Below are 21513 nucleotides of genomic sequence, written 5' to 3'. Positions count from 1 at the left end.
TCACACTGCGACGATCCGTACGTTCTGCACCCGCATGCGCAGCCCTATATGCGCTGGAGCGACGAACAGAACGGAGAAGCCCCATGAGCGCGATCGAAATGCCCGGACGCCTGCCGGTTTGGCAGCGCCTTTTCTTTGCAATTCCGGTTTTCGGGTGGCTGGCCCGCGACGCGGCCAACGGCAAGGCGGAGGACCTGTATTTTACCGTCGGCGCGGTCCTCAGCATGTGGGGCTGTTCCGCCATGGTGTTCGGCCTTCCCGGCCTTTACATCCCTGCCCTGATGATGGTGCCGGTGATGTTCCTGGTCCTGATCCTGATCTCGCGCGGCTGAGATACGGGACAGGATGTCACTTGGCGCAGGGGGTGGAACCGAACTAGGGTCTGCCCGAGATGATGAGAGGCGCCATGACTGACAGTTGTGACATCCTGATTTCCGGCGGTGGAATCGCCGGTCTGACCGCAGCGGCGGCGTTTGGAACCGCCGGGTTTGACGTGGTGTGCGTAGATCCCGCGCCACCGATCACCGAACGGGATGTGGACGGGTCCGACCTGCGCACCACCGCCTTTCTGCAACCTGCGCGCGGCCTGCTGGAGCAATGCGGCCTGTGGGCGCGGCTGGATGCCCATGCGGCCCCCTTGCAGATCATGCGTATTGTCGATGCCGGGGGGGACGTGCCCGAACCCCGCGTCGTACGCGATTTCAACGCCGCTGACATTTCCGAGCAACCGTTTGGCTGGAACCTGCCCAACTGGCTGTTGCGCCGGGAAATGGTCGCGCGGCTGGCAGAGCTGCCGAATGTCGATTTCCGCCCCGGCACCGGCACCGTCAGCCTGTTCACCCGCACTGCCGAAGCCCGCGTTGGCCTGAGCGACGGCAGCCGCATCCGCTGCAAGCTGGTGCTGGCCGCAGATGGGCGCAACTCTCCCATGCGCGCGGCCGCCGGTATCAAAGTGCATACAACGCGGTATGGGCAGAAAGCGCTGGCGTTCGCGGTGACGCATCCCGTACCGCACGAGAATGTCTCGACCGAGATACACAGGTCTGGCGGGCCGTTCACATTGGTTCCGCTGCCCGATTGGCAGGGGCAGCCCTCGTCCGCCATTGTCTGGATGGAACGCGGGCCAAATGCCGTTGACCTTTTGACCCTTGATGCCGAAGCGTTTGAGACTGCGATGACAGAACGGTCCTGTGGCCTGTTTGGCCCCTTGAAGCTGGCATCGCGCCGGACCATCTGGCCGATCATCAGCCAGTCCGCGGAACGGCTGGCGGGTGAGCGCATTGCCCTGATGGCCGAGGCCGCGCATGTGGTGCCACCGATCGGCGCGCAGGGGCTGAACATGTCATTGGGCGATCTGCGCTGTCTTCTGGATCTGGCGCAGTCCCGGCCCGAAGGCCTGGGCGACGCGCAGATGCTGGACGCCTATCACAAGGCGCGCCACACCGAGATCGAGATGCGGGTCAAGGGGATCGACCTGCTGAACCGCGCCTCGATGATCGAGGCGCGCCCGCTGCGGGATGCGCGCGCAATGGGGCTGAGCGCGCTGTATTCCCTGCCGCCTGTGCGCAAGACGCTGATGCAGATGGGCCTTGGCGTTCGCTAAGGCCCGGCCTGTTTACAGAACCTGATCCAGCACGCGTTTCAGGCGCGCGATGGTGGCGTCTACATCATAAAGCTTGTCCAATCCGAACAGGCCCAGACGGAAGGTGCTGAAGCCTTCGGGTTCGTCACATTGCAGCGGCACCCCGGCGGCAATCTGCATCCCCAGAGCGGCAAATTTCTTGCCGTTCTGGATTTCGGGGTCCGAGGTGTAGCTGACCACAACGCCGGGTGCGCCGAAACCGTCAGCCGCCACCGAGACTATGCCATACTCCTTCAACATCGCCCGCACGCCGTCGCCCAATGCCCATTGCGCCTTGCGCAGCTTTTCGAACCCGTATCCCCTAGTTTCTGCCATGGTGTCGCGGAAAGCCAGCAGCGCATCGGTCGGCATCGTGGCGTGATAGGCGTGACCGCCATTTTCATAGGCCTGCATGATCTGGCGCCACTTTTTCAGGTCGATGGCGAAACTGTCCGAGCTTGTCTGTTCCAGATGCGCTTCGCCCCGTTCGGACAGCATGACCAGACCGGCGCAAGGCGATGCGCTCCAGCCCTTTTGCGGGGCCGAGATCAGGACGTCGACACCGGTGGCTTTCATATCCACCCAGGCACACCCGGATGCGATGCAATCCAGCACCATCAATGCACCCACTTCATGCGCCGCGCTGGCCAGGGCGGTCACATAGTCATCCGGCAGGATGACACCTGCCGCCGTTTCAACATGCGGTGCGAACACAACACCGGGTTTCTGTTCGCGAATCGTTGCGACGACCTCGTCAATCGGTGCGGGCGCAAAGGGGGACGGGCTGGTATTGCCGGTCTCGCGCGCCTTCATCACGGTGGTCGAGCTGGTCAGGGCGCCGCTTTCGATGATCTGGCTCCAGCGGTATGAAAACCAACCGTTCCGAACCACAAGGACATCCGCCCCGCGCGCGAATTGCCGGGCGACCGCTTCCATCGCATAGGTGCCACCGCCCGGAATGACGGCCACCCCGTCTGCCTTGTACACCTCTTTCAGCATGGCCGAGATGTCGCGCATTACCCCCTGAAACTTTTGGGACATGTGGTTCAGCGAGCGATCGGTGAATACGACCGAGAATTCTTCGAGCCCGTTCGGGTCAACGTTTTTCAGCAAGGCAGGCATATGGCGTCCTTTCAATATCGTCAGTGCAGTCTTGGTCTCTTTACCTTGGCCAGTAAAGCCATTTCGCGACAAAAAGTGACGCCACGGAATGCGGGTAAAATCGGCCTGTTTGGTGCTGTAGGACGCTGGGAACACAAGAAAATGACGCCAACCAGTGTCACTTCCCCTTTACACTTCTGCTTGCTTCTGAACAGATGCGCACACTTTTTACTTGAAGGGATATTTTTCCTGTGACGATTCATAAGCGTATTAACTTCCAGTCCGTTCGAGATGAAGTAAAACGACGTATTGAAAGCCGCGTGTGGCCTCAGGGATCTTTGCTGCCGACCGAAACGCAACTGGCGGAAGAATTCAATTGCGCCCGCGCGACGGTGAACCGCGCCCTCAGGGAACTGGCCGATCAGGGTTTCATCGAACGCAAGCGCAAAAGCGGTACGCGGGTCAAGAAAGAACCCAGCAAACACGCCAAGCTGGAATTCTCGCTGGCGCGACAGATGGTCGAAAGCCAGAATGCCGCCTATCGCTATGCGCTGGTGGAACGGACTGTCGAGGCCTGCCCCCGCTGGCTGTCCTCTCAGCTTGATGTCCCCGCCGAGACGCGGGTTCTGCATGTCGTTTGCATGCATTACGCGGACAATCGCCCGTTCCAGCTTGAAGAGCGCTGGATCAATATCGGAACCGTCCCCGATGTGGAAAAGGCCGACCTGACCCAGCAAGGACCGCATGAGTGGCTGTTGAATGCCGCTCCATTCAACGATGCCGAGGTTGCGTTCTGCGCGATTTCCGCTGATGCAAGGCTGGCGGAATTCATGGGAACCACGGCGGGCGCGCCGATGATCCAGATGGAGCGCACCACATGGAAAGAAGACAAACCGATTACGTTTGCCCGCCTGACCCATCATCCCGGATATTACATCCGCACCAGATACTAAGGCAGGTCACCCAATCGGTCCCGGCAGCCGTTCCTCGCTCAGCAGAACATTCGCTTCGACATCGCCTGCGCCGGGCAGCGTCATGATCCGGCGCCGCAACACGCGTTCGAAATCGGACAGGTCCCGCGCCACGACGCGCAAACGGTAGTCGTACAGACCCAGAACATGCTCGACAGTCTGAACTTCAGGGATGGCGCTGACGGCGCGTTCGAAATCCTCAAGGCTGATCTGGCCCTTGCGCGCCAGCTTGACCCCCAGAAACACGGTCACGCCAAAGCCGAGCGCCTCGGCATTCAGGCGCAACCTTCGGCCCTTGATGATCCCGGCGTCCTCCAACCTGCGGATACGCCGCCAGGTGGCGGGTTGAGACAGATTGAACCTCCGACCCAGGGCACCTGCGCTTTGGGTGGCGTCCTGTTGCAGCGCACGCAGCAGACGGCGGTCAATCTCGTCCAGCTCGATCATACCGGCAACACCTCGTCCCGTTTGACCCGCGCGATATGCATCAGCGCTTCGATATCGGCGATATGCGGCAGGGTCAGGATCCGGTCCCGATAAAGCTGCTGATAGTGCTTCATATCCCGCGCTATGACCGACAGGCGGACATCCACCCGGCCCAGAAAGGTCTGGATTTCGATCACCTCGGCCACGTTGCGGGCCTCTTCCATGAACTCGTCAAAGGCGCGGGCCTGTGTCTTGTCCAAGGTGATCCGAAGCGAGACTTCGACAGCATAGCCCATCGCGGCCCAGTCGATCACCGCCTCCTGCCCTTCGATGATCCCGGCCGCCTGCATCTTTTCCAGCCTGCGCCAACAGACGCCAGCGCTGATCCGGCACAGATCGGCAAGTTCCGCGGTGGTCAGGCTTGGGTTGGCCTGAAAATGGCGCAAAATGCGCCGGTCGATATCGTCAAGCATGATTTTTACAGTTTTTTCCGCTTTCAAGAATTATTCTTCATCTTTTTCACAAATACTCAAGCCCAACCCTATCGCCAATCGGACGCCCGGCAGGTAGAACCGCCCCAACCAAACCAGAAAGGACCGGCAAAATGCGCGTCTATTACGATCGCGATTGCGACATCAACCTGATCAAAGACAAGAAAGTGGCTATCCTGGGCTATGGCAGCCAGGGTCACGCCCACGCGCTGAACCTGCGCGACTCGGGTGCCAAGAACCTGGTCATCGCCCTGCGCGAAGGCTCGCCCTCGGCCAAGAAAGCCGAAGCAGAAGGTCTGGAAGTGATGGGCATTGCCGAAGCGGCTGCCTGGTGCGACGTCATCATGTTCACCATGCCCGACGAATTGCAGGCCGAAACCTACAAGAAATACGTTCATGACAACATCAAGCCCGGTGCCGCCATCGCGTTTGCCCACGGCCTGAACGTCCATTTCGGCCTGATCGAGCCGAAGGACGGCGTTGACGTCATCATGATGGCCCCTAAAGGCCCCGGCCACACCGTACGTGGCGAATACACCAAAGGCGGCGGCGTGCCCTGCCTGGTCGCGGTTCACAACGATGCGACCGGCAAAGCGCTGGAAATCGGCCTGTCCTACTGTTCGGCCATCGGTGGCGGCCGTTCGGGCATCATCGAGACCAACTTCCGCGAAGAATGTGAAACCGACCTGTTCGGTGAACAGGCCGTTCTGTGCGGTGGTCTGGTCGAACTGATCCGCTGCGGCTTTGAAACTCTGGTCGAGGCCGGTTACGCACCCGAGATGGCCTATTTCGAATGTCTGCACGAAGTGAAGCTGATCGTTGACCTGATCTATGAAGGCGGCATTGCCAACATGGATTACTCGATCTCGAACACGGCTGAGTATGGCCAGTATGTCACCGGTCCGCGCATCCTGAAATACGACGAGACCAAAGCCCGCATGAAAGCGGTTCTGGACGACATCCAGCAGGGCAAATTCGTCCGTGACTTCATGCTGGAAAACGCCGTTGGCCAGCCGACCATCAAAGCGTCGCGCCGCGCCAATGACGAGCATATGATCGAAGAGACCGGCGCCAAGCTGCGCGGCATGATGCCGTGGATCTCGGCCGGCAAGATGGTCGACAAAGAAAAGAACTAAGTCTGACCGATGTCAGGCAAAGGGCGGCCCAAGCGGTCGCCCTTTTTCAGTTTCAGACCGCTTTGGCAAAGCATGCGCCCAGCACGAAATCCCATCCCGTATCGTAGCCGCCGCGCTTTTCGGGCGCTTCCCCTGCCCAGACGTCCCAGCCGGAATGCGTCAGGGTGACTTTGGCCTGCCCCGAACCGTAATCCTCAAAACGCACATCGACGCGCGTAGGAGACCCGCTGTTGGTGCCCGGATGCCAGGTGAATGCCACGGATTGGCCGGGATCAATTGCCAGCACCTGACCCCAGTCGGCACGGGTTCCGTCGAACATGACCTCATAGACCGCGCCTCCGATCCGGGGTTCAATAACCACGTCCCTTGCCGGTTGTCCCTGCGATGCGGAAACCGCGTGGCTGTCCAGCGGCCACCATGTCCCGATGCGGTTGACGAAGATGTCGAAAGCGCGCGCAGCTGAGGCACTTACGACAATCGTTTTGACAATCGGGTCAGTCATGGCCTCTCTCCCGCTCTGGTCACCTCATCTGCAAAGCTGTTCATCACGTCGGTCCAGTACCGGTCGAGCCATGCGCGCAGCTCTGCCAGCCCCTCGGGGCGCACCGCATAGATCCGGCGCGTCCCTTTCGCGTGGCATGTCACCAGCCCAGCATCAGACAGCACCTTGAGATGTTGTGAGACGGCCGGTCGGCTTACCGGCAGCTTTGACGCAAGTTCGCCCACTGCCTGAGGCTGGCTGGCAACGGCTTCGAACACCTGCCTGCGGGTCGCATCGCCCAAAGCTGAAAATGTCATATCGTAAGTCATTGCTTACGGTAAGTGAAAACTAACATAAAGTCAAGATCAGCCCGTGACACCGGCGCGCACGCGGGATAAGGGGATGGAATGGTTGAACAACCCACGAAGCAGGACTGGAGCGGCGTTTTCACGCTGGGGCTTATTTGGGGCGGCACATTCATGGTCGTCGCGATGGCTTTGGAAGGCTATGGCCCGATTACCGTGGCGACATCGCGCACCACTTTGGGTGCGGTGACATTGCTTGTTCTGATGCGGATCACCGGGCGCCGTATGCCGGTTTTGACACCCGCGCTGACAACATCAATCCTGCTGATTGGCGTGTTGTCGACTGCGGTGCCTTTCATGCTGCTCAGCTGGGGGCAGCAATATGTGCCCTCGGCCTTTGCAGGGCTGTCCATGGCCGCAATTCCGCTGATGGTGCTGCCGTTGGCGCATTTCTTTTCCGATGAGCCGCTGAACCTGCGTCGGTTTCTGGGCGTGTGCCTTGGGTTTTCCGGCGCATTGGTCCTGATCGGACCCGGTCTGGCAAAGCTGGGTCAAGGGACCGAGCCGCTGGCGCAGCTGGCCTGTATCTCGGCTGCCCTCTGCTATGCCTCGACATCGATCCTGACGCGGCGCTGCCCGCCGGTCGAGCCGCTGGCGCTGGCCGCGCTGACCCTGCTGGTCGGCGCTGTTCTGCTGGTGCCCATCATGCTGCTGGTCGAAGGTGTCCCTACTTGGCAGGGCAACCGCCCATCGCTGGCCCTGATTGTCCTCGGGCTGATCCCCACAGCTTTCGCCAATTTGCTGCGGGTTTCGATCACCCGCAGCGCCGGATCGGTGTTTTTGACGCTGGTGAATTATCAGGTGCCGATCTGGTCGATGGTGTTCGGGGCCTGGATCCTGTCCGAGGCCCTGCCCCTGCGATTCTACGTCGCCCTGGCCCTGATCCTGACGGGCATGGCCATCAGCCAGTGGTTCAGCCTGCGCAGGGTTCTGTTCGGGCGCTAGCCTGCGGCGGCTTCGACCTCGGCCACGATACTGTCGACGACCTGTAACAGCAGCGCGTCATCCTCGCATTCAGCCATAACGCGGATCAGCGGCTCGGTGCCGGATTTGCGGATCAGCAACCGGCCCTGCCCGTTCAGCCGCGCCTCGGCATCGGCAATGGCAGCTTTAACGCTTTGAACTTCAAGCGGAGTTTGACCGTTGGCATAGCGGACGTTCTTCAACAGCTGCGGCACGGTTTCGAACTGCTTGGACAGGTCCGAGGCTTTGCGACCGGACAGAACCATCTCGGCCAGGAAATGCAAGCCGGCCATCAGGCCATCGCCGGTGGTGGCATAATCGCTCATCACGATATGACCGGATTGTTCACCGCCCAGGTTGAAGCCGCCTTCGCGCATGCGCTCGACCACATAGCGGTCGCCGACAGCCGTGCGTTCCAGTCGCACGCCGTGTGACGAGAGGTGCCGTTCGAGCCCCAGATTGGACATCACCGTGGCCACAAGGGCATCGCCTTTCAACTGCCCGGATTTTTTCCAGGCCGTCGCCAGCAGCGCCATAAGCTGATCACCATCAGCGATCTGACCGGTCTCGTCGACGATAACAACCCGATCCGCGTCGCCATCCAGACAGACACCAACATCAGCGCCATGCGCCACGACGGTTTCGGCGGCCAGTTGCGGCTTGGTCGATCCGCAGTTGAGGTTGATGTTCTTCCCGTTGGGCGAAATCCCGATCGGGATCACGTCTGCACCCAGTTCCCAAAGAACCTCGGGCGCGGTGCGGTGGGCGGCGCCATTGGCACAGTCGATCACCACCTTGAGGCCATCCAGACGCACATCGCGCGGCAGCGAGGATTTCACACGCTCGCCATATCTGAACCGGGCGTCATCAACACGACGCGCCCGTCCGATATTCTGGGCCTGAGCAGGCCGGACACCTTCGTCGATCAGCTTTTCGATGTCGATCTCGGCCTGATCGGACAGTTTATAACCGTCGGGACCAAAGAACTTGATGCCGTTGTCCTCTGCCGGGTTGTGGCTGGCCGAGATCATGACACCCAGATCGGCCCGCATCGACCGCGTCATCAGGCCCACCGCAGGCGTCGGAACCGGCCCCAGCAACAGCACATTCATTCCCGTTGACGTCAGACCGGCGGTCAGCGCGTTTTCCAGCATATAGCCGGACAGGCGTGTGTCCTTGCCGATGACGACCCGGTGCACACCGGTCGCATCACGCCGGAAATAGCGCCCCACCGCAGCCCCGATGCGCAACGCCATTTCCGCCGTCATCGGATGCGTGTTGGCCGTGCCCCGCACCCCGTCGGTTCCGAACAGCTTGCGCATTGGTGTCACTCCGTGATTTTCCGTGAGACCGGATTACCGGACAGCGGCCCATAGGCGCAAGGCCTGAGCGGTCTCGGCGACGTCGTGAACGCGAATGATCTGCACGCCCTGAGACAATCCGGCCAAAGCCACAGCAATTGAACCCGGCGCGCGGGCAGTCTTGTCAGGCTCCCGTCCAATTGTTCCGATAAAGCCCTTGCGGGACACGCCCAGCAGGATCGGGCAGCCAAGCCCGTGAAACAGGCTGAGATTGCGCAGCAAGGTCAGGTTGTGATCCTCGGTCTTGCCGAAACCGATACCTGGATCGACGATGATCAGGTCGCGCCGAAGCCCCAAGTTTTCCAGCAGAGCGATCTGGGTTTCGAGGAAGTCATAAACATCCAGCAACACGTTGTCGTAGCTGGGGTTTTCCTGCATCGTGGCTGGATCACCCTGCATATGCATGACGCAGACCGGTGTGCCCTTGTCGGCGCAAAACGGTGCCAATTCGGGATCGAACGTGAACCCCGAGACATCGTTGACCAGCCCCGCGCCCGCCGCACACGCCGCTTTGGCGACGCTGGCTTTGCGGGTGTCGATTGAAATCAGGGCATCCGTTTGTGCGCGAATCGCCTCGATCACCGGGCGGGTGCGGGCAATTTCCTGATCTGCCGGAATGAAATCCGCGCCCGGGCGCGTTGATTCCCCGCCGATATCCAGAATGGTGGCCCCATGCGCCTCCATCCTTGCAGCGGCATCGCGGGCGGCCTCGACCGAGCTGTGAACACCCCCGTCCGAGAAACTGTCAGGCGTGGTGTTGAGAATGCCCATGATGTGCGGCACCTGCATATCCAGCCCGGCGATGGGTGCGCGCGGGCGGGTCAACCGCTCCAGCGCCCCACCGGGAATATCCGATGCTGCCATGATCTGCGGTGCGGTATCGCGCCCAAGCGCTTCGACATGGGTAAACCACAGGGGCTGACCGGCCAGAGAATACGCGCCAGCGGGCCGGGTCTGGCCGTGCTGAACCAGCGGTCTGAAATAGATGCTCACAATTCGGCCTGATCCACGGCCACAGCCCGCAGGGGGGTTTTGGGCGTTTTCGGCAATTCGCCGCCGATGACCATCATTTCACTGGCTTCAAAGGTCGCGGCAAACCATGCGGCCAAAGCCACGGCGTCGGATGGTGCGGCAGAAGGACCATCCACCGCGTCCAGAACGATCTTGGACGGGGCCCAGACACAGATCTGGCCGTTCTTCATGGCCCAGTCCAGTTCTGTCCGGGTTGAAACCACCTTGCAGCGGTGATCGCGCGCGGCCAGAACCCACGCGTTCTGCTCGATCGCCAGCAGGTCAATCCGGCGCTGTGTCATTGCGTGGCCGGTTTGCGGCGCAGCCAAGTCTGACGCCCCCACACACAGGATCAGCGGGCGCTGTCGGTTCTGCAATTGGTCGATCCACCCGGTCAGATTGTCCGAGGCGATGGCGTCATTCGACAAGTAGACCAGACGGGGATGCGGGCGATCTTCCTCGGTCACATCATGATGAACCGAGTCTTTCCCACGCACGATCTCGACCCCGAGAGCGCCCGGACCGCGATCCAGTTTTTCGATGCGAACAAAGACCCTTACAGCCTGTGGTTCATGCAAGATACGTTCGGCTACACGCTCGGCCAGGGTTTCAAGCAGGTTCAGACGCTCGGCCGCGAGTTCATAGGCAATGGATTCCGTCACCCGGTCATAAGACAGGATGCGATCCACATCGTCGTCAATCGGGTCGGTCAGGGGCCGGACTTCGACGACGATATTGAAACAGATCCGCTGGGTTGTTCCCCGCTCGGCCTGAAACGCACCGATTTCAACCTCGACAATATGGTCGCGCAGGGAAATGCGGTCCAGCGGCCCTCGGGGCGAGGTCGCCTCGGACCGTTCGGTCGGGTGCGCAAATGCCAGTCGGATTTCAGAACTCATGGGTCCGGCCTTTTCGGCTTGTTGCAGGGCTTGCCCTCTATAGGCGTTGCAAGGGCCTATAACATTCAAACAAACGCCATTCCAACCGCCGAATGCGGCGTCAGGTGACGCGAAACCAGCTCATCATACCCGAAGCGGCATGTCCCAGCATATGGCAATGCAACAGCCAGTCCCCCGGATTATCCGCGACCAGAGCGATCTGGCGGGTTTGTCCCCGATCAACCAAAACAGTATCGCGCCACGGGCCAAGCGATCCGTCCGGCTGGATCAGTCGGAAGTGGTGACCATGCAAATGCATGGCATGTGGAAAGACTGTTTCATTGACGAACTCGATCTTGTGAAGGCCTCCGGTCCGGGCGTCCAGAAACGGGTCGGGCGGGCGTTCCGCATAACCGTTCAGGGCCCAGAACCGGCCCAACTGCGCCAGTTCCTGGCCTGACAATTCTGTGTCCCCGATCCGGGCGCTGTCCAGCCAGCGCATCGCCCCGCCTTGCAGGGACATCCGGTGCAATGGTGCGGATGAGACATCCTCGATGACTGGCAAAGGGTTGGGCGGCAACGCTGACACGCCTTGTCGCGGCGCAGGTGCGAGAGGTTCGTCAACATCAAACCGAACGATGCCAAAGGCACCATCGCGCTCAACACTCACCAGACTTGCCGTATCGCCCGCAGCCACGACATCCACAACAAGATCGATGCGTTGTGCGGGGGCTATTGGGAAAGCCCCAGACAATGGGATCGGCGTTTCCAGTGGCATACCGTCAAGAGCGACGATCCAACCAGACAACCCGTCAAGATTCAGGTCAAAAATCCGCGCGTTGGAGGCGTTGATCAGGCGCAGCCGGAGACGGTCGTTCCGTCGCGCCTGAACGCGCGGGTCAAGGGATCCGTTGACAGTGATGATATTCCCCAGCCGACCAGCATGGCTGAGATCATGGCCATTGTCGAAATCATCCGTGATCTGAGCGGTTTCCGGATCAAGCCGCCAGTCGTCCAGCATCAGCACCAGATCCTGATCCACATCGGGGGCAGCAGTTTCTTCGACGATCAGCGGCCCGTAAAGCCCGCGCGCAACCTGTTCCATCGACTGGTTATGCGCATGGTACCAATAAGTCCCTGCGTCTGGAACGACGAAGGAGTAATCAAAGCTTGCGCCCGTCTCGACCGCATCCTGCGTCAGGCCGGGCACGCCGTCCATGGCGTTTTCGATGCGAATTCCGTGCCAATGGACCGACGTGGCTTGCGGAAGCTGGTTCATCAGGGTGCGCTGGATGCGGTCGCCCTGCCTGACACGCAGTTCAACGCCGGGGACAGACCCGTCATATGTCCAGACTTCCGTTTCAGGATAACTTGCTGGCGCGATCGGGTGTTTGGCTACACGCGCATTAAGCGGTGCAAAACCCGCGCTGGCCACACGCGGCATCAGCAATGCTGCGGCGGCGGATTGCAAAAGGTGTCTGCGGTTCAAAATCATCACGGGCCTCCTGGCCCGCAATATAAATCATCACGGGCCTCCTGGCCCGCAATATAGGGTGCAACCTGCCCCACGCCAGCAAGCTTCCAGCGCGGGTGCGTCAATCAGTTGCTCGCTGTCCGGTAGTTGTGACGGTAAAAAACATGCACGCCGATTTTCGCGGTCTGTTTATAGACCCGCGACCAGGACGGGCGCACCGACGTCGTGTGATAGTGTGTTGCCCCTTCGGTCAACTCATCCGCCACGCCATCAATGGCTGCCCGCGCGACTTTCGCCACACGCTCATACGCCTTTTTCTCGTGGATGACTTCCTTGCGGCCATCGCAGGTGTATGTGAACTGGCACTGGTATTTCTTGCCGGTCCCCTGATGGATCACGCCGCACAGGGAATCCGGGAAACGGCTGCTTTTGACCCGGTTCAGGATCACCTCGGCAACCGCGAACTGGCCGCGCACGCTTTCGCCGCGCGCCTCGAAGTACAGGGCTTCGGACAGGCATTTCCAGTTTTCACCACCGGAGGCCTTTGGTTGCTGGTCAAGCCAGTCTTTGGAGAAGGACACTTCGACAGGTTCAGCCGCCTTGCGGGGCTGGAACAACTTGAAATAGTCCCGAAAACTTTGCGCTGGCAGCTCGCTGCGGGCGACAAGTTCTTGTTTTGCAGTATCAGTCGCTTCCTTCTCAGCGAAGGATGCACTCGGCAGAACGGTTGCCGCCACTGCGGCAACAGCCAATATGTAACGTAGCATCAGATAACCTCGCACAGGCACATCACGCGCCTTACCCTCCCCCGGCGGGCGCGACGAGGCTGATACCCCAGACTGACGCAAAGGTCCAGTATCTTGAAAAAAGCAAGTGGAAAATCGCCCGTAGCGAAAATATTTTTCGCCTACGAGTGACCGTATAACCCACTATTCCTTGGGGTTCGGCGCGGTGTCAACCCCCAAGTCTGGAGGAAATCGCCAGTTGAGCGGCAGCCAGCCGAGCGACCGGAACCCGGAACGGTGAGCATGACACATAGTCGAATCCAAGATCGCGGCAAATGGCGATTGATTCGGGGTTCCCGCCGTGTTCGCCACAGACCGAAAGGGTCACATCCGGCTTCGCGGCACGCCCGCGTTCCGCCCCGAGTTTCAGCAGCTCGCCCACCCCGTCCGGATCAAGGACATGGAACGGATCTTCGGTAAAGACCCCCTGCCGCACGTAAGCGGACATGAAACGACCGGCATCGTCGCGGGACAGGCCGTAGGTCATCTGCGTCAGGTCGTTCGTTCCAAAACTCATGAAAGCAGTCTGTGGCGCGATCTCTTCCGCGCGCAGACAGGCGCGTGGCGTTTCGACCATGACGCCCAGCCGATATTCGAACTTCTGCCCGCGTTCCGATTCAACGGCGGCGGCGACCGAGTCGATGCGGGATTTGACCAGTTCAACCTCGCGCTTGGCGGATACCAGCGGGATCATCACTTCGGGCACCACCGGAGCACCGTTTTTTCGGGCGTCAAGCGTGGCTTCAAAAATCGCGCGCGCCTGCATGTCGTAGATCTCGGGTACGGTGACACCCAGACGAACGCCGCGCAGGCCCAGCATGGGGTTGTATTCGGTCATCGCCTCAACCCGGCGTTCGACGTCGGACACGGGCAGGTCCAGCGCCTCGGCCAACTCCCGTTGCCCGGTGCGCGTTGTCGGCAGAAATTCATGCAAGGGTGGATCGAACAGGCGGATGCAGACAGGCTGACCTTCCATGATCCTGAACAGCTGAACGAAATCCTCGCGCTGCATCGGAAGCAGGCGTTCCAGCACCGCCGCCCTGCCCGCCGAGGTTTGCGCAAAGATCATTTCGCGCATCACGATCAGACGACCGGGGTCAAAGAACATGTGTTCGGTCCGGCACAGACCGATCCCCTGGGCCTGAAAGTTCCGGGCCGTCTGCGCATCAGCCGGTGTGTCGGCATTGGCGCGGATTTCGATGTCACGCTCGGCATCGGCCCAGCCCATCAGCGTCTGGAAACAGTCATCCAACGCGGCCTCGAGCATGGCGGGCTGACCGGCCAGCACCTGACCCGAGCTGCCATCAATGGTGACAATATCGCCGGTTTTGAATACCCGGCCATCCGGTGCGGTCAGCATCTTGTCTTTCGTCTGAAACCGCATTTCCGAGGCCCCGACGATACAGGGCAGACCCAATCCGCGCCCGATCACGGCCGCGTGGCTGGTCATGCCGCCTTTTTCCGTCAGAACCGCAACGGCGGCGTGCATCCCGCGCACATCCTCGGGCGAGGTTTCCCGGCGCACCAGAACACATGCCTCGCCACGGGCGGCACTGGCCTGTGCTTCGGCCGAGGTAAACACGATCTTGCCGGTCGAGGCACCGGGGCTGGCACCAATGGCCGTGGTCAGCACATCGCGTTGCGCATCGGGGTGGACCTGACGGTGCAGTAGTTCGTTCAGCGCGTGCGGGTCGACACGCATCACCGCCTCTTGCGGCGGTATGATACCGTCTTCGGCAAGACGTACGGCAATGCGCATGGCCGCGCGGGCCGATCGCTGCACCCGGACACCATCGAGAATATGCACGGTGCCGTCCTGAATGACGAATTCGACCTGCATCTCTTCGCGCAGTTTCTCGCGCATCAGCGCGGCCTGAGCCTTGACCTCGGCGAAAGCATCTGGTGCGACCTCTTCCAGCGAGGGGCCGCGCGGGTCTTTTTCCAGAAACAGGGCTGCCACATCTTCACCCAGCGCATCGCGCCCCTGACTCTGGCTTAGATAGCGGCCGGTGATTTGTGGCATTCCGGTTGTGGAATCAACCAGTTGCAGAACGCCAGATCCGCATTCGCCTTTCCCGACGCCGGGGATCATCTCTTGGATGACCAACCCAAGCCCGGCATCTGCGGGTGCCCCCTTGGCCTGCCGCAGCAAGCGCGCGGACGTCCCGTCCCATGCACGCGCCATCGAGCGCAGAACACCGATCAGCTGTTCGCCCCTGTCCTGCGGAAAGACCTCGTCGGTTTCATCCTCGTAGGCGCGCAGCGAGTGGCGCAACCCCTCGCGGCCATCAGCTTCGATGTCATCGAACACATCCGCATCCAGCCGTGCCACGTGGATCGCATAGCTTTGAACGAACCGCAGATACAGAGCTGCGGCGGCCTCGGCGCCCATGGTGTCGGACAGGTCGACATAGCGCGCGTCGTTCATTCCGATATTGAGAACCGCGCCGGGGCCGCCCCAATCGGGATCTTCGGAACTGGGTCGGACGCATAGCAACGAGGTCGGGTCGAACTGTTCGAGGATCGCCGCAATATCCGGGATCGCCCCTTCTGCAATCTGGTGAACGGCATCAAATGACAGCGCAACGGTTCGGGGCACCGGCAGGTCCAGCCGGACCAGACGTTGCAGACATTTGGCCCGCCCGCCATGTGTATGGGCGGTGACAGGCGCGTCGGATGTAATGAGCGTTGTATTCGGATTATTCTGCACTGCAGCACCTTTTGGTTTGTCTGCAGCATAGGCGCTTGCGCCCTTCACGCAAGTGCGTTGTGGGCGCGCCTGCCAGTGCGCCCAGTCGTTTACCCTTCGATCCGGGTCAGATCGGCCACGCTGGAGCAGATCTGCCGGATCTGGCTGAGAAGGTTCAGCCGGTTGCGGCGAACAATGTCATTGTCGGTGTTGACCTGCACATCCTCAAAGAACGCATCCACCGGCCCGCGCAGCCCGGCCATGGCGGCCATGGCCGTGGGGAAATCTTCTGATTTCAGCGCGGGCTCGATTTGCGCCTGTGCTGCATCCAAAGCGGCAAACAATGCCTTTTCGCTGTCGGTTTCGGCGAATTTCACATCCGCACCGTAGGAATATTCCACCCCGTCCTTTTCTTCGGCCTGGGTCAGGATGTTGTTGGCGCGCTTGAAGCCCTGCACGAGGTTCTCGCCATCCTCGGTCGCGATCACCGCGTTCAGCGCGCGGGCGCGTTTGACCAGCAGGTTGAGATCATCATTTCCGTCCATCGCGATACAGGCATCGATGACGTCGTGACGGATGCCTTCGTCGCGGAGGAAGACCTTGAGGCGGTCGTGGAAGAACGAGAGGAGATCGTCGGATGCGTCGGGTATCTTCTTTTCAAGACTCAGGAAATCGGCACCCGACAATTCTCCCAGCCTTTCCTTGACAGTCTGGAAGGCTGCGCCAAACACGCCATGATCTGCGATTTCATCCAAAAGTTCGTCAACGTTTTCCGCCGCCAGCGCCTCGTTTGCAGCGCTTTCAGCACGCAGCAGCTGCCCGTCGAAAAACCGATCCAGATGCAGGCGCAGGTCATTGTCGAGCACCAACCGGATAACCCCCAGTGCCGCACGGCGCAGGGCAAACGGGTCTTTCGAGCCGGTAGGCTTTTCATCAATCGCCCAGAACCCCGCCAGCGTGTCCAGCTTGTCGGCCAATGCAACGGTCACCGACAGCGGAGCCGTGGGCACATCATCCGACGGCCCCAAAGGCGAGTAGTGCTCTTGCGCGACAGCAGCCACGGCAGCCTCTTCGCCTGCCGCTTCGATGTAATACCGCCCCATAAGGCCCTGAAGCTCGGGGAATTCGTAGACCATTTCCGAGCTGAGGTCGGCCTTGGCCAGGCGCGCGGATTTTTCAGCCTGATCAGCATCGGCTCCGGTCACTGGGGCCAGTTCGCGGGCCAGCGCGGCGATGCGCCCGATCCGGTCGGCCTGCGTTCCCAGTTTGTTGTGGAAGGTGACGTTTTCCAGCGCGCGGGTCCATTGTGCAATGTCCGATTTGGCAATGCGCAGGTCATTTTCCCAAAAGAACTTGGCATCGGCCAGACGGGCCGACAGCACTTTCTGATTGCCCGCCAGAATGGTCGCGCCATTGTCAGCCGTTTCGCGGTTCGCAACAGTGACGAACCGTTCAATCCGGCCCGTTTTGGGATTGCGGACCGAGAAGAACTTCTGGTGTTCTTTCATCGAGGTTTGCAGCACCTCGGGCGGCAGGTCGAGGAATTCGTCGTCGATCCGCCCCATCAGGACAACCGGCCATTCGACCAGACCGGCGACCTCGGCCAGCAGGCCCTGATCTTCGACCAGTTCAAGACCGGCGGCAAAGGCCATGTTCTGGGCGTCGTTCCAGATGTGCCGGGCGCGTTCCTCGGGGGACAGGACGACAAAAGCCCGCTTCAGCTTGGCCGCGTAATCGTCGAAGGACGTGACCGAAAACCGGTTGGGCGCCATAAAGCGGTGTCCTGCTGTGGTGTCGCCGGACGAAATGCCATCGACATCCATTGGTACGACCTGCGTCCCGGCCTCATCCGTCAGAATGGACAGGATCGAATGCAGCGGGCGCACCCAGCGCAAGCTGCCACTGCCCCAGCGCATGGATTTAGGCCAAGGGAAATTGCGGATGGTGGTTTCGAGCACTTCGGCAATGATCTCAGCCGCGGGGCGACCGGCCTTTTCGATGGTGGCGAAATAGATGGCCCCCTTGGGCGTTTCGCGTTCTTCCAGCTGATCACGGGTCAGGCCCGCGCCGCGCAGGAACCCTTCGATTGCCTTGTCGGGCGCACCGACCTTTGGGCCCTTGCGTTCTTCCCGGATGGTGGGGCTTTTCGCCAGCAGCCCCTCGACCGCCAGCGTCAGGCGGCGGGGCGTGGTCAGGGCGGCGGCGTTTGCATAGGTCAGACCGGCCTCGACCAGACCATCGGTAATCCGCTTTTTCAGATCCTCGCCGGCACGGGCTTGCATCCGTGCGGGGATCTCTTCGGAGAACAGTTCGATCAGCAGGTCGGGCATTGTCGGTCCTTAGAAATTGACGATCGTCTGAATGACGATGGCATTGGCGATATCCACAAAGAAGGCGGATACAAGGGGCAGCACGATAAAGGCAATAGGCGATGGGCCATATCGCTTGGTCACGGCTGTCATATTTGCGATAGCGGTGGGTGTGGCCCCCAACGCAAAGCCGCCAAACCCGGCGGCCAGTACGGCGGCGCGATAGTTGGACCCCATGACCGGGAACAGCACCCAGAGGACGAACAGCACCGCAAAGAGCGTCTGCGCTGTCATGATCACGGCAATGGCCATGCCCAGCTGCGCGATGGTCCAGAGTTGCAGGCTCATCAGCGACATTGCGAGAAACGCGCCCAGCGCAAATTCCGAAATCAACGCCAGCGATGGAGTGCGCGACACTTTCGGAGCACCGGGAAACAGCGCATCCCGCAGATTGGCGATCACGATGCCCATGATCAGGCAGGGCACGAACAGTGGCAGTTTCAGCCCGGCGGCGGCAATTGATTCATTCAGCGCATATCCCGAGATGATCGCAAGGTTCAGGTGCAGCAGGACGCGCATGACGATCAGATGATCGATGCTTGTGGTGTGCCCGTCATGCTCATCCGGCAATCCGACGCTGGGTTCTTCGTCAGGGCGGTCAGGCGTCAGGCCGCGCCGTTCGACCAGCAGGCGCGCAATCGGGCCGCCAACCAGCGCAGCAAGGACCAATCCAAGGGTGGCGACTGCCACACCCAGTTCGGTCGCGCCGTCAAGGCCCGTTGCCTGCGCCACATCCGGCGCCCATGCAATTGCCGTTCCGTGCCCACCGATCAGGGCAGCCGATCCGAACAACACACCGGCCTGTGCAGGATAGCCGAAGATCGCCGCCCCAGCCGCGCCGATCACATTCTGAAAGACAATCGTCGCCAGAGTGAGAATCAAAAGCAAGATTAACGGCTTACCACCAGCAATGAGGTCAGACAGGCGGGCGTTCAGGCCGATCCCGGCAAAAAACAGGACCAGCAGGAAATCGCGGGCTGTCAGGCCAAAGGACAGTTCGATCCCGAATACCAGATAGAGCATCAGAACCACCAGCGAGGCCAGCAGGCCCCCTGTCACGGGTTCGGGGATGTTGAAGTTGCGCAGGGTAGCGACACGGGCATTGATCTCGGCCCCGATCAGATAGACCGCAAACCCCAGTGTGGCCGTCAGGAAATCGGGGATTTCTATGACATGGCCCACGATCTGCTCCTTCAGTTTTCCGGGCGCGGCGGGCATTCCTCGCCCACGACGGTACCGTCATAGGCCTTTTCACCACAATTGTTCAACGCGTGCCAGACATAGCCCTTGCCATCCGCGGTGATCGCCACAATCCGGTCGACGCCGAAATGGATGTTCTTCACCCCCATGAACGCCCGCGCCTGCCCGGATTCAAGCGCATCCGCCAAAGACACCGCATCGTAGCATTCAAACCATCCCGGTGCGGTCAGGGGTTCGGAGTTTTCGACAGGCACGTATCCAGCCATCTGGTCCGGCGACAATTCGGTTTCGAAGCAGGCACGATACCGGATCGGCGAGCTGTCGGCGTCGATTGCCTGAAACCCGGAATAGGCGATGGACTCGGGCACACCGCCCGCATCCGTCATCAGGGCAACGTCCTGCCCCGGCTGCGGTTCGACCTCATAATAATAGCCGTAGACCTGTAGATAATACATGCCGACGCCTGCCACGATGGCCGACAGCAGCAGCAGAATTGTCAGCAGTTTTCCCGTCATCTTTCAGGCCGCCTCTTTCAAGTTCTTGTAAAATAGGACAGGTTTCATCCGGGGACAGGCAGAAACGAGGTCAACACGATGGAATCCACCCTTGCCGTCGGATTTTTCGGCGCATTGTTTGCGATCATGAACCCGGTCACCAACCTGCCGGTGTTTCTGAGCGTCACTCAGGACCTGTCCGCCGCCGAACAACGCAAGATTGCTGTCAAAACAGCGGTTTACTGCCTGATCCTTGGCGGTGCCTTTGCCTTGGTCGGTAGTCAGGCGCTTGGCCTTTTTGGCATCAGCGTCAATCATCTGCGCGTCGCCGGTGGTCTGGTTGTCATGATGATCGGCCTTAACATGCTGAACGGACACGAAAGCACCTCTCATCACGGGACGAAGGGGGAGAAGGACGCTTACCCCGAACCCGACACCGTCGCCTTTTATCCGCTGGCCTTTCCCGTTTTGGTCGGCCCCGGCACGATCACCACGCTGATCCTGTATGCACACCATATCAAGAAGCCCGTAGAAGCCATTGTTTATGCTGGTGTATTCCTTGCCATTGTTGGCCTGCTTCTGATCACGTTCTGGAACGCGGCCTGGCTGGCCCAACGCCTGTCCGACACCGCGCGCGTGATCATGAGCCGCTTTATGGGGATGATTCTGGCGGCTATCGCCGTCAGCATGATCGCGGACGGCCTGAAAGCCCTGTTGCCGGGGCTGGCCTGATCGCCTCATCCGGCGCTGAACCCGGCGGCCTCGGTCTGCACAAAGGCATCCGCGCATTGCTTGGCCAGCGCCCGCACGCGCCCGATATAGGCCTGCCGTTCGGTGACCGAGATCACGCCCCGTGCATCCAGCAGATTGAAGATGTGTGACGCCTTGATGCATTGGTCATAGGCCGGATGCGCCATGATGATACGCTTGCCGGTTTTCGGGTCGTCATGTGCCTGCGCCAGGATAGTGGCGCATTCAGCCTCGGCCTCTTCGAAATGGCGCAGCAGAACCTCGGTATTGGCCACGTCAAAGTTCCAGCGGGCGTATTCCTCTTCCGTCTGTTTGAAGATGTCGCCGTATTTCAGCGGGCTGGGCGATTGCGGATCGTTGAACGGCATGTCCATCACGTGGTCGATGCCCAGCACATACATCGCCAGACGCTCGAGCCCATAGGTCAGCTCGCCCGAGACAGGCGTGCAGTCATGGCCGCCGACCTGCTGGAAATAGGTGAACTGGCTGACTTCCATTCCGTCACACCAGACTTCCCAGCCAAGCCCCCAAGCGCCCAGCGTGGGGCTTTCCCAGTCGTCTTCGACAAAGCGGATATCATGCAGGTCCATGTCGATGCCGATGGCCTGAAGGCTGCCCAGATACAGCTCCTGCAAATCCGGCGGGCTGGGTTTGATCAGCACCTGATACTGGTAGTAATGCTGAAGCCGGTTGGGGTTTTCGCCATAGCGCCCATCCGTGGGACGGCGCGACGGTTGAACATAGGCTGCGGCCCATGCCTTGGACCCCAGCGCCCGCAAAGTGGTAGCGGGATGGAACGTCCCTGCCCCGACCTCCATGTCATAGGGTTGCAGAATCGCGCAGCCTTTCGAGGCCCAGTAGGACTGAAGCCTAAGGATGATTTCCTGAAATGAACGCGGTGCGCTGGTCGGTTCGGTCATGACATTCCCTCTGGGCGCCCCGTGCGC

General features: G+C 60.6%; 21 protein-coding genes. 6 read left to right on the top strand and 15 right to left on the bottom strand.

Annotated features, from left to right (window positions below; all coding sequences use genetic code 11):
* Window positions 1-83 precede the first annotated feature (83 nt).
* On the top strand, window positions 84-332 hold the full coding sequence (locus ACR0AM_RS06215; RefSeq protein WP_480622414.1) for a hypothetical protein: 249 nt from the start codon (window positions 84-86) through the stop codon (window positions 330-332).
* A gap of 74 nt (window positions 333-406) precedes the next feature.
* Window positions 407-1603, top strand: coding sequence for a UbiH/UbiF family hydroxylase (locus tag ACR0AM_RS06210; protein ID WP_480622413.1), 1197 nt, complete (start codon window positions 407-409; stop codon window positions 1601-1603).
* 12 nt (window positions 1604-1615) lie between these two features.
* On the opposite strand, the gene ACR0AM_RS06205 is transcribed toward ACR0AM_RS06210, so the two are convergent.
* Window positions 1616-2743, bottom strand: a complete 1128-nt coding sequence (locus ACR0AM_RS06205) for an aminotransferase class V-fold PLP-dependent enzyme (protein ID WP_480622412.1) — start codon at window positions 2741-2743, stop codon at window positions 1616-1618.
* A 230-nt stretch (window positions 2744-2973) separates the two neighbouring features.
* Here ACR0AM_RS06205 and ACR0AM_RS06200 point away from each other — a divergent pair, with 230 nt between their 5' ends.
* Window positions 2974-3675, top strand: coding sequence for a GntR family transcriptional regulator (locus tag ACR0AM_RS06200; protein ID WP_480493423.1), 702 nt, complete (start codon window positions 2974-2976; stop codon window positions 3673-3675).
* A 6-nt stretch (window positions 3676-3681) separates the two neighbouring features.
* On the opposite strand, the gene ACR0AM_RS06195 is transcribed toward ACR0AM_RS06200, so the two are convergent.
* Window positions 3682-4140 (bottom strand): Lrp/AsnC family transcriptional regulator, encoded by a 459-nt coding sequence (locus ACR0AM_RS06195; RefSeq protein ID WP_209504239.1) that lies wholly within the window; start codon window positions 4138-4140, stop codon window positions 3682-3684.
* Complete coding sequence (locus ACR0AM_RS06190) at window positions 4137-4592, bottom strand: Lrp/AsnC family transcriptional regulator (protein ID WP_480476554.1); 456 nt, start codon at window positions 4590-4592, stop codon at window positions 4137-4139. The genes ACR0AM_RS06195 and ACR0AM_RS06190 overlap by 4 nt, the downstream gene beginning before the upstream one ends.
* 131 nt (window positions 4593-4723) lie before the next feature.
* Between ACR0AM_RS06190 and ilvC the strand changes: the two genes are divergently transcribed.
* The gene (ilvC, locus tag ACR0AM_RS06185) at window positions 4724-5746 is read left to right on the top strand and encodes a ketol-acid reductoisomerase (protein ID WP_480476552.1); all 1023 of its coding nucleotides are present in this window, start codon (window positions 4724-4726) and stop codon (window positions 5744-5746) included.
* 52 nt (window positions 5747-5798) lie between these two features.
* Here ilvC and ACR0AM_RS06180 read toward each other — a convergent pair whose 3' ends face one another.
* Both ACR0AM_RS06180 and ACR0AM_RS06175 read right to left on the bottom strand, forming a co-directional pair.
* A complete protein-coding gene (locus ACR0AM_RS06180; RefSeq protein ID WP_480516644.1) occupies window positions 5799-6248 on the bottom strand; it encodes an SRPBCC domain-containing protein in 450 nt (149 codons plus the stop codon).
* On the bottom strand, window positions 6245-6544 hold the full coding sequence (locus ACR0AM_RS06175; RefSeq protein WP_480622411.1) for an ArsR/SmtB family transcription factor: 300 nt from the start codon (window positions 6542-6544) through the stop codon (window positions 6245-6247). Before ACR0AM_RS06175 ends, ACR0AM_RS06180 begins: the two co-directional genes overlap by 4 nt.
* A 90-nt stretch (window positions 6545-6634) precedes the next feature.
* On the opposite strand from ACR0AM_RS06175, the gene ACR0AM_RS06170 reads away from it, so the two are divergent.
* Window positions 6635-7537: a DMT family transporter gene (locus ACR0AM_RS06170; protein WP_267363378.1), complete on the top strand. Its 903-nt coding sequence runs from the start codon at window positions 6635-6637 to the stop codon at window positions 7535-7537.
* On the opposite strand, the gene glmM is transcribed toward ACR0AM_RS06170, so the two are convergent.
* The 9 genes from glmM to ACR0AM_RS06125 form a co-directional block, all read right to left on the bottom strand.
* Window positions 7534-8877, bottom strand: coding sequence for a phosphoglucosamine mutase (gene glmM, locus ACR0AM_RS06165; protein ID WP_480622410.1), 1344 nt, complete (start codon window positions 8875-8877; stop codon window positions 7534-7536). The genes ACR0AM_RS06170 and glmM overlap by 4 nt on opposite strands.
* 33 nt (window positions 8878-8910) lie before the next feature.
* A complete protein-coding gene (gene folP, locus ACR0AM_RS06160) occupies window positions 8911-9909 on the bottom strand; it encodes a dihydropteroate synthase (protein ID WP_480622409.1) in 999 nt (332 codons plus the stop codon).
* Window positions 9906-10826, bottom strand: coding sequence for a dihydroneopterin aldolase (locus tag ACR0AM_RS06155; RefSeq protein WP_480476542.1), 921 nt, complete (start codon window positions 10824-10826; stop codon window positions 9906-9908). Before ACR0AM_RS06155 ends, folP begins: the two co-directional genes overlap by 4 nt.
* Before the next feature lie 100 nt (window positions 10827-10926).
* Window positions 10927-12300, bottom strand: coding sequence for a multicopper oxidase family protein (locus ACR0AM_RS06150; RefSeq protein WP_480622408.1), 1374 nt, complete (start codon window positions 12298-12300; stop codon window positions 10927-10929).
* A gap of 104 nt (window positions 12301-12404) precedes the next feature.
* Window positions 12405-13046 carry a cell wall hydrolase gene (locus tag ACR0AM_RS06145; RefSeq protein WP_480476538.1) on the bottom strand — a complete coding sequence of 214 codons (642 nt, stop codon included), beginning with the start codon at window positions 13044-13046 and terminating at the stop codon, window positions 12405-12407.
* Window positions 13047-13233: 187 nt separating this feature from the next.
* Window positions 13234-15774, bottom strand: coding sequence for a putative PEP-binding protein (locus ACR0AM_RS06140; protein WP_480476946.1), 2541 nt, complete (start codon window positions 15772-15774; stop codon window positions 13234-13236).
* Window positions 15775-15863: 89 nt separating this feature from the next.
* Entirely contained in the window at window positions 15864-18083 is a 2220-nt protein-coding gene (glyS, locus tag ACR0AM_RS06135; protein WP_480622407.1) for a glycine--tRNA ligase subunit beta, read from the bottom strand.
* A 9-nt stretch (window positions 18084-18092) separates the two neighbouring features.
* Entirely contained in the window at window positions 18093-19340 is a 1248-nt protein-coding gene (gltS, locus tag ACR0AM_RS06130) for a sodium/glutamate symporter (RefSeq protein ID WP_480622406.1), read from the bottom strand.
* Window positions 19316-19837, bottom strand: coding sequence for a DUF6446 family protein (locus tag ACR0AM_RS06125; RefSeq protein WP_480622405.1), 522 nt, complete (start codon window positions 19835-19837; stop codon window positions 19316-19318). Before ACR0AM_RS06125 ends, gltS begins: the two co-directional genes overlap by 25 nt.
* A 78-nt stretch (window positions 19838-19915) precedes the next feature.
* Between ACR0AM_RS06125 and ACR0AM_RS06120 the strand changes: the two genes are divergently transcribed.
* On the top strand, window positions 19916-20548 hold the full coding sequence (locus tag ACR0AM_RS06120) for a MarC family protein (RefSeq protein ID WP_480622404.1): 633 nt from the start codon (window positions 19916-19918) through the stop codon (window positions 20546-20548).
* A gap of 5 nt (window positions 20549-20553) precedes the next feature.
* On the opposite strand, the gene ACR0AM_RS06115 is transcribed toward ACR0AM_RS06120, so the two are convergent.
* Window positions 20554-21486, bottom strand: coding sequence for a glycine--tRNA ligase subunit alpha (locus tag ACR0AM_RS06115; RefSeq protein WP_267363360.1), 933 nt, complete (start codon window positions 21484-21486; stop codon window positions 20554-20556).
* Window positions 21487-21513 lie beyond the last annotated feature (27 nt).

It is taken from the genome of Ruegeria sp. AD9, assembly GCF_056542305.1.
This window is presented reverse-complemented; position numbering and strand designations above follow the sequence as displayed.